Raw genomic sequence first — 15,328 nt, 5'->3', positions numbered from 1 at the left:
ACCCCATGTGGATGCGTCTGGCAGCCGTTGCTGCCATTGCGTTCGTGCCGTGCGCGCATGCGCAGGGCAGCACGCCTGTTACCCCGTTCGTCGATGTTCCCCCCGCAGTCGCCGCACCGTCGGCCACCCCGCTCAGCCTGGAGCAGGCCATCGCCCGCGTCGCGCGGCAGCACCCGGACCTGCGCCTGGCCGATGCGCAACGCCCGATCTGGGAGGCCCGCCGCGACGCCGCCGCCTTCGGCCCGCCGCTCACTGTTGGTGTTGAGCTGGAGAACGCACTGGGCAGTGGCGCCAGCCGTGGCTTCGACGCCGCCGAACTTACCGTCAGCCTGGCCGGCGTGCTGGAGCGGGGCGGCAAGCTCGACGCCCGTCGCGAGCTGGCCCAGGCCAATCTGGACGCCCTCGCGCCGCAGCGCGAGATCGCCCGCCTGGACCTGATGGCGGCGGTGGCCCAGCGCTACCTGGCCATCACCGAAGCGCGCGCGCAGCTGGCCATTGCCCAGACCGACATCGAGCAGCGACGCCGCGCGGTGGCAGCCGCGCGGCTGCGGCTGCAGGCCGGTGCCTCGCCCGAGTCGGTGCTGCTGACCGCCCAGGCCATGCTGGCCCAGGCCGAAGTGGACCGCGGCCGCGCGTTGCAGGCCGACCGCGCCGCGCGCGTGGCCCTGGCTGCACTGTGGCGCGAGCGCGAACCCGGTTTCGACGTGGTCAGCGGCGACCCGATGCAGTTGCCGGCACTGCAGCCGTTCGAGGTGCTGGCCGACGAACTGCAGCGCACCCCGGAACTGGCGGTGCTGGCCGGCGAACGCCGGGTACGCGACGCGCAGCTGCAGCTGGCGCGCACCCAGGCGCGGCCGGACTTCAACTGGCAGGTCGGTGTGCGCAACAGCCGCGACAGCCGCGACACCTCACTGGTCGGCGGCTTCAGCCTGGCGCTGGGCAGCGTCGCGCGTGCCGCGCCGGAGATCCGCGCTGCTGAAGCCGAACTCGCGCTCAACGGCGTGGAGCGCGAAGCGCGCGCGCTGCAGCTGTACGCCACCCTGGCCGAAGCACACGGTCGCTACGAAACCTCACGGCTGGAAGTGCAGCGGATGGCGCGCGATGTGCTGCCGCAACTCCAGCGCGCTGAAAACGCCGCCGAAAAGGCCTGGCGTGCGGGAGCGATCAGTTACATGGAGTGGGCCCAGCTGCAGGCCATGCGCATCGAAGCGCGGCAGCGCCAGCTGGAAGCGGCAATCGCTGCGCAGACCGGCCTGATCGAGATCCAGCGCCTTACCGGGCAGAGCATGCTCGCCGCCACGTCAGAGGAAGACCGTCCATGAACTTCTCCATTACGTCGCGCGCATCGCGCATTGCTTTCCTGCTGCTGTGCCTGTCTGCGCTTTCGGGGTGTGGCAGGGATGCACCGCCGGCTGCCGGGGAGGGCGAGGGTGACGGGCACGCCGAGGACACGCATGGCGTGTCGCTACGCGGGGACGAGCATGACGATGCGCCGGAGAGTACGGTCATTCCCGCTGCCATGGCCGAACAGTCGGGCATCCGGGTTGCGCCCGTCGCCGCCGGCACGATTGCCGACGAGCACGATGTGCAGGGCCTGCTGACCCCGGTGGACGGACGCGTGGCCCAGGTGATGGCACGCTTCCCCGGGCCGATCCGTTCGCTGCGGGCCAACGTCGGCGACACGGTCCAGGCCGGCCAGGTCCTCGCCAGCATCGAGAGCAACCTCAGCCTCACCACCTACACGGTGAGCGCACCGATCAGCGGCGTGGTGCTGGCGCGCCAGGCCCAGGTCGGTGGCGTGGCGGGCGAGGGCACCCCGCTGTTCGAGATCGGCGATCTGTCCACGCTGTGGGTCGACCTGCACATCTTCGGCAATGACACCCAGCACATCACCGCCGGCGTGCCGGTCACCGTCTCGCGCATGACCGACGGCGTCACCCAGGCGACCACGCTGGAACGCGTGTTGCCGGGCACGGCCACCGCCAGCCAGAGCACGGTGGCCCGCGCCACCCTTCGCAACGACGACGGCCTGTGGCGGCCCGGTGCGGCGGTGAAGGCGCGCATCGTGGTCGCCACCCGGCCGGCCGCCCAGGTGGTGCCGCTGAGCGCACTGCAGACGCTGGAAGGCAAGGACGTGGTGTTCGTACGCACCGGCGACACCTACACCGCGCGCAGCGTGCGGCTGGGCGCGCGCGACGCCACGCAGGTCGAGGTACTTGAAGGCCTGGCCGTGGGCGAGAACGTCGTGGTCGAACAGAGCTACGTGGTGAAGGCCGACATCGGCAAGGCAGGGGCCGCGCATGAACACTGAGCGCCCCGCGTTGCTTGAACGCATCATTGCCGCCTCCATCGCGCATCGCTGGCTGATGATGAGCCTCACCGCCGCGTTGATCGCGGTGGGTGTCTGGAGTTTCACCAAGCTGCCGATCGATGCCACGCCGGACATCACCAACGTCCAGGTGCAGATCAACACCGCCGCGCCGGGCTACTCGCCACTGGAGGCCGAACAGCGCATCACCTACCCGGTGGAAACGGTGATGGCCGGCCTGCCGCGCATGGAGCAGGCGCGCTCGTTGTCGCGCTATGGGCTGTCGCAGGTCACGGTGGTGTTCGAGGACGGCACGGACATCTACTTCGCGCGGCAACAGGTCGCCGAGCGCCTGCAGCAGGTGAAGTCGCAGATCCCGGCCGGGCTGGACCCGCAGCTGGGGCCGATCTCCACCGGCCTCGGCGAGATCTTCATGTACACCATCGACGCCGATCCGGCGGCGCGCAAACCCGATGGCAGCGCCTACACCGCCACCGACCTGCGCACCCTGCAGGACTGGGTGATCCGTCCGCAGCTGCGCAACGTGCCAGGGGTGACCGAGGTCAACACCATCGGCGGATTCCAGCGCCAGGTGCACATCACGCCCGACCCGGCGCGCCTGCGCGCGCTGGGCTTCACCCTGGAAGACGTGGCCCAGGCGGTGGAGAGCAACAACCAGAATGTCGGCGCCGGCTACATCGAGCGCAACGGCCAGCAGTTCCTGGTGCGCATTCCCGGCCAGGTCGCCAACCTGGAAGAGATCGGAAACATCGTGCTGGCCCGTCGCGAAGGCGTGCCGATCCACGTGCACGACGTGGCCGAGGTCGCCGACGGGCCCGAGCTGCGCAGTGGTGCCGCCACCCAGAACGGACACGAAGTGGTGATGGGCACCGTGGTGATGCTGATCGGCGCCAACAGCCGTGAAGTGGCCCAGGCCGCCGCAGCCAGGCTGGAGCAGGCGCAACGCAGCCTGCCCGAAGGCGTCACCGTCACCGCCAGCTACGACCGCACCGCGCTGGTCGACCGCACCATCCAGACCGTCGCAAAAAACCTGGTGGAAGGTGCGCTGCTGGTGATCGTGGTGCTGTTCCTGCTGCTCGGCAATTTCCGCGCCGCGCTGATCACGGCCGCGGTGATTCCGCTGGCCATGCTGTTTACCCTTACCGGCATGGCGCGCGGTGGGGTCTCGGCCAACCTGATGAGCCTGGGCGCGCTGGATTTCGGCCTGATCGTCGACGGCGCGGTCATCATCATCGAGAACTGCCTGCGCCGCTTCGGCGAACGCCAGCATGCGCTGGGTCGGGCCATGACCCGTGAGGAGCGCTTTGCCGAAACCGCCAGCGCCACCGCCGAGGTGATCCGTCCCAGCCTGTTCGGGCTGGGCATCATCACCGCGGTATACCTGCCGATCTTCGCGTTGTCGGGCGTGGAAGGAAAAATGTTCCACCCCATGGCAATCACCGTGGTGCTGGCGCTGAGCGGTGCGATGCTGCTGGCGCTGACCTTCGTGCCGGCCGCCATCGCGCTGTTCCTGGGCGGCAACGTGCAGGAAAAGGAGAACCGCGTGATGGCCTGGGTGCGTCGGCGCTATGAGCCGCTGTTGGCCTTCGCGCTGCGACGTGGACGCTGGATGGTCGCCGGTGCGCTGGTGCTGGTGGTTGGCTGCGGACTGCTCGCCACCCGTCTGGGCAGCGAGTTCGTACCCAACCTGGACGAGGGCGACGTGGCCATGCATGCCATGCGCATTCCCGGTACCAGCCTGAGCCAGTCGATCGAGATGCAGAAGCTGATCGAGACCCGCCTGGTGCAGTTCCCGGAAGTGAGCAAGGTGTTCTCCAAGATCGGTACGCCCGAGGTCGCCTCCGACCCGATGCCGCCGTCGGTGGCCGATACCTTCATCATGATGAAACCGCGCAAGGCGTGGCCGGACCCGCGCAAGCCGCGCGCCGCCCTGCTGGCCGAGCTGGAAACGGCGGTGGAGCAGCTGCCAGGCAACAACTACGAGTTCACCCAGCCGATCCAGATGCGCACCAATGAGTTGATCTCGGGCGTGCGTGCGGACGTGGCGGTGATGTTGTTCGGTGACGACCTGGAGACCTTGTTGTCGGTCGGCAAGCGAATCGCCAGCGTGGCCGGAAGCGTGCCTGGCGCAGCCGATGTGCGGGTAGAGGAAACCAGCGGCCTGCCACTGCTCACCGTGACGCCCAACCGCAGTGCACTGGCAGGCTACGGGCTCAACCCTGGCCAGGTGCAGTCCACCGTCGCCACCGCCGTGGGCGGGCAGGTGGCGGGGCAGCTGTTCGAAGGCGACCGCCGCTTCGACATCGTGGTGCGCCTGCCCGAGGCGCTCCGGCAGGACCCGGCCGCGCTGGCTGACCTGCCGGTATCGCTCGCGCCGGCGTTGGACGGGGGCGATGCCGACGAATCCAGCCAGGCCGGCGGCTGGACCAGCGGCACCGCGCGCACCGTGCCGCTGCGCGAACTGGCCACCCTGGCCAACAGCGAAGGCCCGAACCAGATCAACCGTGAAAACGGCAAGCGCCGCATCGTGGTCACCGCCAACGTGCGCGACCGCGACCTCGGCAGTTTCGTCAGCGACCTGCAGCAGGCGATCACCCGCGACGTGCAGGTGCCCAACGGCTACTGGATCGAATACGGCGGCAGCTTCGAACAGCTGATCTCGGCCAGCCAGCGCCTGGCGATCGTGGTGCCGGTTACGTTGATCGTGATCTTCGCGCTGCTGTTCTGGGCGTTCGGGTCGGTCAAGGACGCGGCCATCGTGTTCAGCGGCGTGCCGCTGGCCCTCACTGGCGGCGTACTCGCGCTGGCCGCGCGCGGCATTCCGCTGTCGATCTCGGCCGGTGTGGGCTTCATCGCGCTGTCCGGCGTGGCGGTGCTCAACGGCCTGGTGATGATCAGCTTCGTGCGCAGCCTGCGCGAAGGCGGCATGCCGCTGCTGGATGCAGTGCGCGAAGGGGCGCTGGGTCGCCTGCGCCCGGTGCTGATGACCGCGCTGGTGGCCTCACTCGGCTTCGTGCCGATGGCCTTCAACGTCGGCGCCGGCTCGGAAGTACAGCGCCCACTGGCCACGGTAGTGATCGGCGGCATCGTCTCCTCCACGCTGCTCACCCTGCTGGTGCTGCCGGTGCTGTACCGGTGGCTGCACCGAAAAAACGCCACCTGATGTCGAAAGACTCCGGTAGCGCCGGCCGCTGGCCGGCCCAAGCGATGCTCAATGCGTTCCACAATCGTCGTGAATGACAGCGTGGAGCACGCATCCCGTGGGCCGGCCAACGTTATGCCCGCCATCCTGGCGGCCACCCTTCGGGCCGTCGCTACGCGACGTTGAGAACGGCTCCTGCCGTTCTCTTCGGCGCTACCGATCTGGGTGCATGCCTGTAATGAGCCTGACAGCTGTCGAAACGCCGTTTTCCAACGCCATGGCGTCTCCCAGCGCCGCTGCCCGTGATCGCACGCTCCCTTGTTCGGCGTATGCAATGGAACGAGCCAACGTGTCGCTGTCCAACCGCTTCTGTGACAGAGGCGCAGGTGCAACGCCCAGGGCCTGCAGCCGTGCTGCCCAGAAGAACTGGTCTGCCGCAAATGGCATGACCAGCGACGGCACGCCCGCACGACATGCAGAGTGCGTAGTGCCGCTGCCACCGTGGTGAACCACCATCGCGCAGCGCGGGAACAGCGCTTCGTGCGGGGTAGGGCCGACCACGAATACATTCGCAGGCAACGGTCCGTCCGGCACGCCGGCCCAGCCGGGAAACAAGAGCACGCGTCGCGGTGCCAACGCCTGCAGCAGTGACGGCATCACGCTGCGGTCGAAGCCGGTCATGCTGCCAAAGCCCAGATAGACAGGGGCAGGGCCTGCGTCCAGGAACGCCTGAAGTGCAGGCTCTGGGTGCCAGTCCACATCCGGCGCGCGCCATTGCCCACACACATGGTGATCTGCCGGCCAGTCGCCAGGCGGTGGCATCAGGCTGGGCGAGATGCCGTACAGCATCGGCAGGTCGTGCCAGAGCGAGCGTCGCGCGGCCATGCCCATTGCCTTGCGCGCCGCGTTGATCGGCTTGCGGAACGTCCGCCACACCGCATGATTGACCAGGCTGTAGCTCAACCGGTTGAACGCGCCCGGCAGCGACACCCGCGGCAGGAACGGCGACGGGAAGTCACCGGTGGGCGTCAGCGGAATCATGCCGGTCCCGATGGCCGGCACCCCATGGTGCTCGGCCACGCTCATGCCCACGAACGCCGCCAGCCCGCCGGTCAGCACCGCATCGCAACCGGCCGCCGCCGCATCGGCCTGCCGCATCCACGCCGGCACGTGCCGCTGCGCCATCCGCGCCAGGCCCCGTGACGCCGCCGCCAGGTTGTTGCCCCGCGACACCAGCGCCACCACCTCATCATGGATGTCGCCCTCCAGCGCCGCATGCGGCACACCCAGCGCCTGTGCCGTGCCCAACGTTCCGCCTTCGGCCAGCAACATCACCTCATGCCCCGCTCCCTGCAGCCCATGGCAAAGCATCACCAGCGGCCGCGTGTCGCCTTCGGTTCCATAGGTCACTGCAAGCAGCCGCATCTTGTTCTCCTTCATGGAGCGGCCAGTATCGCCAGGGGCTGCGACTGCCGTGTGCAGGCGGGTGTCCTGTTCAGGCAGGCCCGTTCCCGGATCTGTGGACAACTTGCGCTGCCGGGGCTGCTGCTGCATAATGCGCGGCTCGCTGTATCCGGATTTGTCCGGATTGGCGGCCGGGAACACGTCATCCGGCCGGCCCTCGTCAGCGTAACCCTTTGATTCTCATGACGTGTGGCGGGAAACCGTCGAGGCCGCCGTCGCCCGGGCTATGGGCTGACACATACTTTCATCGAGGTGCGCAATGTCCCGCGTATGCCAAGTTTCCGGCAAGCGAGTGCAGACGGGTAACAACGTCTCGCACGCCAACAACAAGACCCGTCGTCGTTTCCTGCCCAACCTGCACGAGCGCCGCTTCTGGGTTGCCAGCGAGAACCGCTGGGTCAAGCTTCGTGTTTCCGCGCATGCACTGCGCACCATCGACAAGAACGGCATCGATTCCGTTCTGGCTGAGCTGCGTGCGCGCGGCGAAAAGGTCTGAGGAGTAGACGATCATGGCAGGCAAGCGCGATAAGGTCCGTATGATTTCGACCGCCGGTACCGGTCACTTCTACACGACCGACAAGAACAAGAAGAACACCCCCGGGAAGATGGAATTCTCGAAGTACGATCCGGTCGTGCGCAAGCACGTCCCGTACAAGGAAGGCAAGATCAAGTAATCCGTCACCGGATTGCCTGAGTGCCAACGAACGAACCCGCCTTCCGGCGGGTTCTTTCGTTTCCGGCCACGCATGGCAGAATGCCCGCACACCCCGACACGGGCGAACCGATGCTGTTCGAATGGCTGCTGGGTTCCTGGTTGCTGCTGCTGGACTGGCTGATCCGGCTGGCGGCGCTGTTGTGGATTCCCAGCCGCACCACGCCGGGGGCCGCGCGCAGCTGGCTGCTGCTGGTCGGGTTCGTGCCGCTGCTGGGGTTGCCGCTGTACCTGCTGTTCGGCCACCCGTGGCTGTCGCGCCAGCGCGTGCAGCGCCAGGCAGAGGCCTCGCAGGTGATCCGTGAGGAACAGGCCCTGCAGCCGCCGCTGCGCTGGACGCCGCTGCCCGACACCGCCACGGCGGAAATGGTGCCGCTGGTGGAGCGCCAGGGCGATTTCATGCCGGTGCACGGCAATGCGGTCGAGCTGCTGACCGACTACGACGGCTCGCTGCAGGCCCTGCTGGACGACATCGACCAGGCCCGCGACCGCGTCCACCTGCTGTACTACCTGATGTTCGACGATGGGGTCGGCGAGTTGATCGCCCAGGCCCTGCAGCGGGCTGCCGCGCGTGGCGTGCAGTGCCGCCTGCTGCTGGACGCGGTGGGTGCCAAGCGTGGCCTGCGCCGCTACCGCCACCGCCTGCAGGCGGTGGACGTGGACGTGCGCGCGATGCTGCCCGGCGGCCTGCGCTGGCGACGCAGCGGCCGCATGGACCTGCGCAACCACCGCAAGATCGCGGTGATCGACAACCGGGTCGGCTACATCGGCTCGCAGAACCTGGCCCAGGCCGAGTTCGTGCCGGGCTTTCCCAACCGCGAACTGGTCGCACGCGTGCGCGGTCCGGCGGTGGCGCACCTGGAAGCAGTGTTCGCCAGCGACTGGTACATGGAAACCGGCCAGCGCCTGGAAGTGATGATGGTCGAGCCGGTCTGCGCCGACGACGTGCCCACCCAGCTGCTTCCCAGCGGCCCGGCGTATCCCTTCAGCAATGCGCGCGACGCGGTGAACGCGCTGATCCACCTGGCGCGTCGGCGCATCGTGCTGGTCACGCCGTACTTCGTGCCCGACGAAGCCACGCTCAGCGCGCTGCGCATCGCCGCGTTGTCCGGCGTGCAGGTGCAGCTGATCCTGTCGGCGAGCAACAACCAGCACCTCACCGCGTGGGCGCAGGAGGCGTATTACGACGAACTGCTGCGCGCCGGCGTGCGCATCGCGCTGTACGAACCGCACTTCCTGCACGCCAAGCACCTCACCGTGGATGACGACATCGCGCTGGTCGGCTCGATCAACCTGGACATCCGCTCGTTCGCGCTCAATGCAGAGATCGGCATGCTCTGCTACGCGCCGACGCTGGTGCGGCAGCTGATCGACATCGAGGCCGACTACCTGCGCCAGTCGCGTCAGCTCGACCTCGATGCGTGGCGCCAGCGCCCGGCATGGCGGCGCAGCCGCGAAGGCATTGCACGGCTGGCCGATGCCTTGATGTAGCGCACAGACGCATCACCCCCATGACCTACAATGCAGCGCATGACTGCATCTGATTCCACGCGCCAGGCAGGCCTGGCCATCATCGGTGGCGGCGCCGCCGGCACGCTGGTGGCGCTGAACGCGCTGCGCAATGCCACCACCGGCATGCAGATCGCGCTGTTCGAGCCCGCCTCCACGCTGGCGCAGGGCATCGCCTATGCCACGCCGTGGCCCGAGCACCTGCTGAATGTGCCGGCGGCAAAAATGAGCGCGCTGCCGGACCTGCCCGGTGATTTCCTCGATTACCTGCTGCAGGCCGATGCGCTGCCGGGGGTGCCGCGCGAGGTGTTGGCCGACACCTTCGTGCCGCGTCGCCACTACGCCGCTTACCTTCAGCACCGCCTCGACGAGGCCCAGGCCGCCAGCCCGGCCCAGCTCCAGGTCGTGCACGATGCCGTAGTGACACTGCACCCAAGCGAGCCGCTGTGCGAACTGCGGCTCGCCGACGGCGACACCTGGCAGGTCCGCCAGGTGGTGCTCGCCTGCGGCAACAGCATGCGACCGCTGCCCGTTCCCGGAGCCGAGGCCCCGCCGCCAGGCCGCGTGGTCGATGCCTGGGATTACGACGGTGTGCGCCTGCTGGCCGGCGACGACGACCTCGCGATCATCGGCTCCGGCCTGAGCATGGCCGACAGCGCACTTGCCCTGGCCGCCGCCGGCCATCGCGGTCGCATCCACGTGCTGTCCCGGCATGCGCTGCTGCCATTGCCGCATGCGCATGGCGCCAGTGCCGACTTCGACCCGCAGCCGCTGCTGGCGCTGCCGCTGCGCGCGCGCCTGCGCGCCCTGCGCGGCCATGCGCGAGACGCCGAGGCACAGGGTGTGCCGTGGCAGGCGGTAATGGACCGCCTGCGCCCGCTCGGGCAGGCGCTGTGGCAGGGCATGGACGAGGCCGACCAGCGCCGCTTCCTGCGCCACGTGGTGCGTTACTGGGACGTGCACCGCCACCGCATCGCCGAGAGCGTGCACGCCCAGCTGGAAACGCTGGAGCAATCCGGCCAGCTGCAGCGCCACCGGGCCCGGCTGGACGCGCTGCTGATGCAGGGCAACACCCTGCAGCTGCACGCACACAGTGCGCGGGGCGGTTTGGCACCCCTGAGCGTGAGCGCGGTGATCAACGCCACCGGCGTGGAAACCCGCGCGCTGGGCATGCGCAACCCGCTGGTACAGCAGCTGCTGGCCGACGACCACGCCCGCCCCGGCCCGCACGGGCTGGGCCTGGACAGCGATGCGTCCGGCCACCTGCGCACGGCGCAGGGCGAGCCGCACCCGAACGTCCAGGTGATCGGCAGCCTGCGCATCGGCACCCTGTGGGAAAGCCTGGCGATTCCCGAACTGCGGGTGCAGGCGCAGGCGGCTGCAGTGAATGCGCAGTAGCGCCTGAACCGGTTGCAGGGTTCACGCCTGCGGCGGCAGCCGACGGGGTAAAATGCGCGCATGGATGTTTCCCATTTGCTCGACGGGCTCAACCCCGCCCAGCGCGAGGCTGTGTCCGCACCGCCCGGCCACCATCTGGTGCTTGCCGGTGCCGGCTCCGGCAAGACCCGCGTACTGACCCACCGCATCGCCTGGCTGCATGAAGTCTGCGGCGTGCCCACCCATGGCATTTTCGCGGTGACCTTCACCAACAAGGCCGCCGGCGAAATGCGCCACCGCATCGACGTGCAGCTGCCGCACGGCAGCCGCGGTGCGTGGATCGGCACCTTCCACGGCCTGGCCCACCGCCTGCTGCGCCTGCACTACCAGGACGCCAAGCTGCCCGACAGCTTCCAGGTGCTGGACTCGGACGACCAGCTGCGCCTGGTCAAGCGCGTGGTGCAGCAGCTGGAGATCGACGACAGCAAGCATCCGCCCAAGCAGATCGCGTGGTGGATCAACGAGCAGAAGGACGAAGGTCGTCGCCCGCAGCACATCCAGCCGGAGCCGAACGACGCCTGGCTGGAAACCATGCGCCAGGCCTACGCGGCCTACCAGGAGCGCTGCGACCGCGCCGGCCTGGTCGACTTCGCCGAACTGCTGCTGCGCGCGCACGAACTGCTGCGCGACAACCCGGCGTTGCTGGCCCACTACCGTTCGCGCTTCCGCGAGATCCTGGTGGACGAATTCCAGGACACCAACGCCATCCAGTACGCCTTCGTCCGCGTGCTGGCGGGCGACAGCGGCCACGTGTTCGTGGTCGGCGACGACGACCAGGCCATCTACGGCTGGCGCGGCGCCAAGGTCGAGAACGTACAGCGCTTCCTGAAGGATTTCCCGGGCGCGCAGACCGTGCGCCTGGAGCAGAACTACCGCTCCAGTGCCAACATCCTGGGCGCGGCCAACGCGGTGATCGCGCACAACCCGGACCGGATCGGCAAGGAACTGTGGACCGACAGCGGCGACGGCGAACCGATCGACCTGTATGCGGCCTACAACGAAATGGACGAGGCGCGGTACGTGGTCGAGCGCGCGCGCCAGTGGGTGCGCGACGGTGGCAGCTATGGCGACGCCGCCGTGCTTTACCGCAGCAATGCGCAGTCGCGTGCGTTCGAAGAAGCGCTGCTCTCCGAGCAGGTGCCGTACCGGGTGTACGGCGGCATGCGCTTCTTCGAGCGTGCCGAAATCAAGGACGCGCTGGCGTACCTGCGGTTGATGACCAACCGCAATGACGACGCGGCCTTCGAACGTGCGGTCAACACGCCCACCCGCGGCATTGGCGACCGCACCCTGGACGAAGTGCGCCGGCTGGCGCGCAGCCAGGCGATCTCGCTGTGGGAGGCCACCATGCTGACCACCCAGGGCAACGAACTGGCCGCACGCGCACGCAACGCGCTGGCCGGCTTCCTCACCCTGGTCAACCAGCTGGAGCACGAGGCCGGTGAGATGACCCTGGCCGAACGCATCGACCACGTGTTGATCCGTTCCGGCCTGCGCGAACACTGGTCCAAGGAAAGCCGCAACGCGCTGGATTCCGAATCGCGCGCCGACAACCTGGACGAACTGGTCTCGGTGGCCTCGCGCTTCACCCGGCGCGAGGACGACATCGAGGAAACCGGCGAGACCATGAGCGAACTGGTCGCGTTCCTGTCCTACGCCTCGCTGGAGGCCGGCGAAGGCCAGGCCCAGGCGGGCGAGGAGGGCGTGCAGCTGATGACCCTGCATTCGGCCAAGGGGCTGGAGTTCCCGCTGGTGTTCCTGGCCGGCATGGAAGACGGGCTGTTCCCGAGCGCGCGTTCGCTGGAAGAAAGTGGTCGCCTCGAAGAGGAGCGTCGCCTGGCCTACGTGGGCATCACCCGCGCACGCCAGAAGCTGGTGCTGAGCTACGCCGAGTCGCGCCGCATCCACGGCCAGGAAAACTACAACGTGCCCTCGCGCTTCCTGCGTGAGATTCCACGCGAGCTGCTCAACGAAGTGCGCCCCAAGGTGCAGGTCTCGCGCAGTGCCTCGCTGGGCGCCAGCCGCCCGGCCGGCCACGCCGCGCTGGAAGCGCCGCCGCTCAAGCTCGGCGCGCTGGTCACCCACGCCCGCTTCGGCGAAGGCATGGTCACCGACTACGAAGGCAGCGGCGCGCACGCGCGCGTGCAGGTGGAGTTCGCCGAGGCCGGCAGCAAGTGGCTGGTGATGGCGTACGCCAACCTGACGGTGATCTGACCACGGCACGTCACGGACGACGCGCAACGTACCCAACCATTCCACCAACCTTCCTTGTCGGCTCATTCCATGTCCACGACCCCGCTCTCCCTCAACGTCAAATTGAATGCCCGCCTGCAGCCCGAACATCGCCTGCAGCTTTTCGAGGATCCGCTCGATGCGATGCTGGAAGGCGCCGGCATCGGCGAGATCATGGGCGGTGGCACCGCGATCACCGAAGACGGCGAAGTCGAGTACGGGGATCTCGAGATCCTGCTGCACGACGGCGCCGCGCTGCCCAACCTGATCGAGGCGCTGGAACAGCTTGGCGCGCCCAAGGGCTCGCTGGTCCAGCGCGAAGGCGAACCGGACCTGGCATTCGGCAGCACCGAAGGCCTGGCGCTGTACCTCAACGGCACCGACCTGCCGGACGAGGTCTACGAACAGTGCGACTCGAACTACGTGTTTGACCAGATCGTGGAACGCATCGACGGCCACGGCGAAGTCTGCAGCTGGTGGCAGGGTCCGAGCGAAACCGCGCTGTACCTGTATGGTGCCTCGTTCGAGACGATGCGCGAGCGCATTGCCGAGCTGGTGGCCACCTATCCGCTGTGCCAGGGCGCGCGGATCGTGCAGGTCGCCTGACTCCGGCGCGGGGCGGGGTCATTCCCGCTCCCGCCCGCCAGCTTCGCCCCTGCGGTAACGCGACTCATCCCGGATTTCACCCGGTTCGTCGCGTGCTCCTTGAAGCGCCCCGGCGACGCGCCCAGAGTCTGGCGCTGTCTGCTGGGAGCGCGCACATGAACAAGGGAATCCCGTACCTGATGGCGGCACTGGTCGCGCTGACATTGTCGGCGGGCTGGGCAGCACCGGTGCTGGCCCTGTTCGACCAGGTGGCCGCGTGCCTGGACAGCGGCGGCCACCTGGACCTGTTGCAGCTGCGCTGCGCGCCGCCAGGGGTGACCCGGGACCTGATGTTGGGCGGCTGGGTGTTCTGGCTGACCGCCGCCAGCGTGGTCGTCGTCGTGCTGGTGGCCACCCGCAGCCGTCCACCGCGTCGGCGACGGCTTGCTGCACCGTAAGCGCAGGCACTTTGCACGCAGTCCGAACCGGCAACGTCGACAGACACTGCTAGTGTCCGTGCCCTGTTCATGACGGGTGCGCCCCTTGATTCCCAACACCGTCTTCGATGCGTCATCGCCGCCTGCGCCGTCGAGGCGGAGCGGCCTGCCGCCCGCGCGCGGGCTGTCGCCCCGGTTGCCGCTCGAACAGGTCAGCAACGTAGAGCCACTTGGCCCGCGCCCGCTCGATCTGGCGCGCTGCCCGGCCACGCCTTGGCAGGGCGCGGGCAGCCAGCCGGCGGTGATGGTCATGCGCGACCAAGAGCGCTGGCGGGTCAAGGCCACCGCCGACAGCGCCAGCAGTGCCATCGAAGTCAGCCTGGGCACGCTGTTCCAGCTGACCGGGTTGCTGGCGCCCGACCACGCAGTGGTGTCGGCGGCGGAGGGCCTGGCCGGCACCGGACAGCACGTGGGCACCCGCTACGACACCGCGTTCCAGGACCTGGGCGACTTCCTGCTCAGCGATGCGGCGGCCGATGAGGCGGCGGCGGGCGATCCCGACGCGCGTCGCGGCTACGACGCATTGCGCGCCTGGCATGCGAAGGCCGTGGCCGACAACGCCGCCCTGCTGCGCGGGGCGGGGGTCGACTGGTGGGCCCTGCAGGGCGCCGACGCGCGACGGCATGCGGCTACCGACCAGGCCCGCTTCGACGCGTTGGACGCGATGAACCGCATGCTGCCGGTGGACCTGCGCTGTGAACAGCTGCGCCATTACGTGGTGTCACGCTGGCTGGGCAACTGGGACCAGCTCAACTACCGGCTGGAGAACTTCGGCTACACCGTGCGCGACGGCGCGCGGGTCGGGATGTCGCTGGACTTCGGCTCGAGCGGTCCGCTCGGCTTCCGCCACCCGCAGTCGGGGGCCATGCTGCCCAGGGCCGACAGCCGCACGGTGGCCATGGCGCAGCGACCACCCTCCCTGTTCCCGATACCGGACGCATTTGCTTCCAACGTCGCCGAATTCGATGCGTTCGGGCCGGACCCCGGCAATCTGCAGGACATCCTGGCCTGGCCTTACGGCTTCCAGTCCGAGAGTGTTGCCGCCCCGTTCCGCCCACCGGTGGCGCCGGATCCGGCGGTGGCCGACACCCTGGCCGAGATGGGCTACCGCCTGGCCCTGGTGCCGCATGCTGCGATCGCCCGGGTGATCGAGTGCCATTGGCCCACGGCGGCGGAATGGCCCACGCCGCAGGCGATGGCGCAGCGGCTGGTCGAACGCCGCAACGCGCTGGTGGCGCGGTTCGCCCCCGCCCAGATCCACGAGTGGATCCAGGCCGATCCGTCGCGCGCGCGCCAGGTCCGGCAATCGGTCGCCGGCGCGCTCACTGCTGTCCTCGGGCCGGTTGCGGCCGCGCGCGGGCACACGGCCCTGGAGCGGGTCCACGCACGGCTGTCGCGGACCGATTGATCGTGCTCAAGGC

The 15,328-nt window shown here is 68.8% G+C and carries 12 protein-coding genes; 11 read left to right on the top strand and 1 reads right to left on the bottom strand.

What is annotated here, in order from left to right; all coding sequences use genetic code 11:
• Positions 1-5: 5 nt before the first annotated feature.
• The 3 genes from PDM28_RS18765 to PDM28_RS18755 are packed head-to-tail and all read left to right on the top strand — an operon-like array spanning position 6 to position 5,492.
• Complete coding sequence (locus tag PDM28_RS18765) at positions 6-1,322, top strand: TolC family protein (RefSeq protein ID WP_311183214.1); 1,317 nt, start codon at positions 6-8, stop codon at positions 1,320-1,322.
• On the top strand, positions 1,319-2,311 hold the full coding sequence (locus PDM28_RS18760) for an efflux RND transporter periplasmic adaptor subunit (RefSeq protein WP_311183213.1): 993 nt from the start codon (positions 1,319-1,321) through the stop codon (positions 2,309-2,311). Before PDM28_RS18765 ends, PDM28_RS18760 begins: the two co-directional genes overlap by 4 nt.
• Positions 2,301-5,492 carry an efflux RND transporter permease subunit gene (locus PDM28_RS18755; RefSeq protein ID WP_425507616.1) on the top strand — a complete coding sequence of 1,064 codons (3,192 nt, stop codon included), beginning with the start codon at positions 2,301-2,303 and terminating at the stop codon, positions 5,490-5,492. Before PDM28_RS18760 ends, PDM28_RS18755 begins: the two co-directional genes overlap by 11 nt.
• Before the next feature lie 192 nt (positions 5,493-5,684).
• Here the strand turns inward: PDM28_RS18755 and PDM28_RS18750 are convergent, their stop codons facing one another.
• The gene (locus PDM28_RS18750; RefSeq protein ID WP_311184733.1) at positions 5,685-6,896 is read right to left on the bottom strand and encodes a glycosyltransferase; all 1,212 of its coding nucleotides are present in this window, start codon (positions 6,894-6,896) and stop codon (positions 5,685-5,687) included.
• A 298-nt stretch (positions 6,897-7,194) separates the two neighbouring features.
• On the opposite strand from PDM28_RS18750, the gene rpmB reads away from it, so the two are divergent.
• The 8 genes from rpmB to PDM28_RS18710 all read left to right on the top strand — a co-directional run bounded on the left by rpmB (position 7,195) and on the right by PDM28_RS18710 (position 15,315).
• A complete protein-coding gene (gene rpmB / locus PDM28_RS18745; protein ID WP_005411638.1) occupies positions 7,195-7,431 on the top strand; it encodes a 50S ribosomal protein L28 in 237 nt (78 codons plus the stop codon).
• 10 nt (positions 7,432-7,441) lie between these two features.
• Positions 7,442-7,609, top strand: a complete 168-nt coding sequence (rpmG, locus tag PDM28_RS18740) for a 50S ribosomal protein L33 (protein WP_170272460.1) — start codon at positions 7,442-7,444, stop codon at positions 7,607-7,609.
• 110 nt (positions 7,610-7,719) lie between these two features.
• On the top strand, positions 7,720-9,138 hold the full coding sequence (gene cls / locus PDM28_RS18735; RefSeq protein WP_102946194.1) for a cardiolipin synthase: 1,419 nt from the start codon (positions 7,720-7,722) through the stop codon (positions 9,136-9,138).
• Between the two features lie 39 nt (positions 9,139-9,177).
• On the top strand, positions 9,178-10,554 hold the full coding sequence (locus tag PDM28_RS18730) for an FAD/NAD(P)-binding protein (protein WP_311183212.1): 1,377 nt from the start codon (positions 9,178-9,180) through the stop codon (positions 10,552-10,554).
• Between the two features lie 60 nt (positions 10,555-10,614).
• Positions 10,615-12,807 carry a DNA helicase II gene (gene uvrD / locus PDM28_RS18725; RefSeq protein ID WP_102946196.1) on the top strand — a complete coding sequence of 731 codons (2,193 nt, stop codon included), beginning with the start codon at positions 10,615-10,617 and terminating at the stop codon, positions 12,805-12,807.
• Between the two features lie 69 nt (positions 12,808-12,876).
• Positions 12,877-13,431 carry a hypothetical protein gene (locus PDM28_RS18720; protein WP_311183210.1) on the top strand — a complete coding sequence of 185 codons (555 nt, stop codon included), beginning with the start codon at positions 12,877-12,879 and terminating at the stop codon, positions 13,429-13,431.
• Positions 13,432-13,586: 155 nt separating this feature from the next.
• Positions 13,587-13,868, top strand: coding sequence for a hypothetical protein (locus PDM28_RS18715; protein WP_102946198.1), 282 nt, complete (start codon positions 13,587-13,589; stop codon positions 13,866-13,868).
• 85 nt (positions 13,869-13,953) lie between these two features.
• Positions 13,954-15,315: a hypothetical protein gene (locus tag PDM28_RS18710; RefSeq protein WP_311183209.1), complete on the top strand. Its 1,362-nt coding sequence runs from the start codon at positions 13,954-13,956 to the stop codon at positions 15,313-15,315.
• Positions 15,316-15,328: the final 13 nt, after the last annotated feature.

Origin of the sequence: Stenotrophomonas aracearum (genome assembly GCF_031834615.1) — a bacterium.
In the GTDB taxonomy this organism is placed as follows: Bacteria; Pseudomonadota; Gammaproteobacteria; order Xanthomonadales; family Xanthomonadaceae; genus Stenotrophomonas; species Stenotrophomonas aracearum.
Note: the sequence above shows the minus strand (reverse complement) of the source record. Positions and strands in the feature narration are given on the sequence as shown.

Bases quoted from the DNA above. Each gene is read 5' to 3' on its own strand.
- PDM28_RS18765 (WP_311183214.1), top strand. From the start codon at position 6: ATGTGGATGCGTCTGGCAGCCGTTGCTGCCATTGCGTTCGTGCCGTGC.
- PDM28_RS18760 (WP_311183213.1), top strand. From the start codon at position 1,319: ATGAACTTCTCCATTACGTCGCGCGCATCGCGCATTGCTTTCCTGCTG.
- PDM28_RS18755 (WP_425507616.1), top strand. From the start codon at position 2,301: ATGAACACTGAGCGCCCCGCGTTGCTTGAACGCATCATTGCCGCCTCC.
- PDM28_RS18750 (WP_311184733.1), bottom strand. From the start codon at position 6,896: ATGCGGCTGCTTGCAGTGACCTATGGAACCGAAGGCGACACGCGGCCG.
- rpmB (WP_005411638.1), top strand. From the start codon at position 7,195: ATGTCCCGCGTATGCCAAGTTTCCGGCAAGCGAGTGCAGACGGGTAAC.
- cls (WP_102946194.1), top strand. From the start codon at position 7,720: ATGCTGTTCGAATGGCTGCTGGGTTCCTGGTTGCTGCTGCTGGACTGG.
- PDM28_RS18730 (WP_311183212.1), top strand. From the start codon at position 9,178: ATGACTGCATCTGATTCCACGCGCCAGGCAGGCCTGGCCATCATCGGT.
- uvrD (WP_102946196.1), top strand. From the start codon at position 10,615: ATGGATGTTTCCCATTTGCTCGACGGGCTCAACCCCGCCCAGCGCGAG.
- PDM28_RS18720 (WP_311183210.1), top strand. From the start codon at position 12,877: ATGTCCACGACCCCGCTCTCCCTCAACGTCAAATTGAATGCCCGCCTG.
- PDM28_RS18715 (WP_102946198.1), top strand. From the start codon at position 13,587: ATGAACAAGGGAATCCCGTACCTGATGGCGGCACTGGTCGCGCTGACA.